2 protein-coding genes are annotated in these 1,565 nt (G+C 71.5%); both read left to right on the forward strand.

Annotated elements, in window-relative coordinates:
• Nucleotides 1–44 precede the first annotated feature (44 nt).
• Nucleotides 45–1,244, forward strand: coding sequence for a cyclic dehypoxanthinyl futalosine synthase (mqnC, locus tag AC51EU_RS30370; RefSeq protein ID WP_496270305.1), 1,200 nt, complete (start codon nt 45–47; stop codon nt 1,242–1,244).
• Between the two features lie 43 nt (nt 1,245–1,287).
• On the forward strand, nt 1,288–1,565 hold a 278-nt coding region (locus tag AC51EU_RS30375), incomplete at its 3' end, for an imidazolonepropionase-like domain-containing protein (RefSeq protein WP_496270306.1).

Raw genomic sequence — 1,565 nt, forward strand, 5'->3', positions numbered from 1 at the left:
TAGGCTGGATCGGTCGTTATGCCCCCCTCCGAAAGGGACGCCCGGTGACCGAGAACGCCGACCTCCAGTCCGTACTCGACCGCGCCGCACAGGGCGGCCGCATCACCCCGGAGGAAGCGCTCGACGTCTACCGCTTCGCGCCGCTGCACGCCCTGGGCCGGGCCGCCGACGCCGTACGCCGCCGCCGCTACGCCGGCACCGAGCACATCGCGACGTACATCATCGAACGCAACATCAACTACACCAATGTCTGCGTGACGGCCTGCCGCTTCTGCGCGTTCTACGCCGCCCCCAAGGACACCGCCAAGGGCTGGACCCGCGACCTCGACGACATCCTGCGCCGCTGCGCCGAGACCGTCGAGCTGGGCGGCACCCAGATCATGTTCCAGGGCGGCCACCACCCCGACTACGGCGTCGAGTACTACGAGAAGCACTTCTCGGCCATCAAGAAGGAGTTCCCCCAGCTCGTCATCCACTCGCTGGGCGCGTCCGAGGTCGAGCACATGGCCCGGATCTCCAAGGTGTCCGTCGAGGAGGCCATCACGCGCATCCACGCCGCGGGCCTCGACTCCTTCGCGGGCGCCGGCGCCGAGCTGCTGCCCGAGCGCCCCCGCAAGGCCATCGCCCCGCTGAAGGAGTCCGGCGAGCGCTGGCTGGAGATCATGGAGACGGCGCACGGCCTCGGCGTCGAGTCCACCTCCACGATGCTGATGGGCACCGGCGAGACCAACGCCGAGCGCATCGAGCACCTGCGCATGATCCGCGACGTCCAGGACCGTACGGGCGGCTTCCGCGCCTTCATCCCGTACACCTACCAGCCGGAGAACAACCACCTGAAGGGCCGCACGCAGGCCACCCTGTTCGAGTACCTGCGGATGATCGCCCTCGCCCGGATCTTCTTCGACAACATCGCCCACATCCAGGGCTCGTGGCTGACCACCGGCAAGGAGGTCGGCCAGCTGTCGCTGCACTACGGCGCCGACGACCTCGGCTCGGTGATGCTGGAGGAGAACGTCGTCTCCTCCGCGGGCGCCAAGCACCGCTCCAACCGCATGGAGCTGCTCGACCTGATCCGCAGGGCCGACCGGGTGCCCGCCCAGCGCTCCACCACCTACGAGCACCTCGTCGTGCACGACGACCCGGCAAACGACCCCGTCGACGACCGCGTCGTCTCCCACCTGTCGTCCACCGCCCTGGCCGGCGGCACCGCCCACCCCGAGCTCACGCTCGTCGACGCCGACTGACGACCGCGCACCGCGGCGCCGCCGAGGAGGAACCGACCACTCCGTGCTGACGATCCACCGGGTACGCGCGGTACGGGCGACGCCGGACGGCCCGGCCGTCCCCGGACACGCGGTGGCCGTCGACGGCGACCGCATCGCCGCCGTCGGCCCGTACGACGCACTCCTCACCGCCTACGGGACGCGGGCCCGGGTACGGGAATGGGACGGCGTGGCCGCCCCCGGCCGCCACGAGCCGGACGGCGCCGCGCTGCTGGAGGCCGCCTACCACCCCGACCCGCGCGAGGCCGACGCGCTGGGCACCGCGCCGCTGACCGGCGCCGA

It is taken from the genome of Candidatus Streptomyces philanthi (assembly GCF_059553635.1).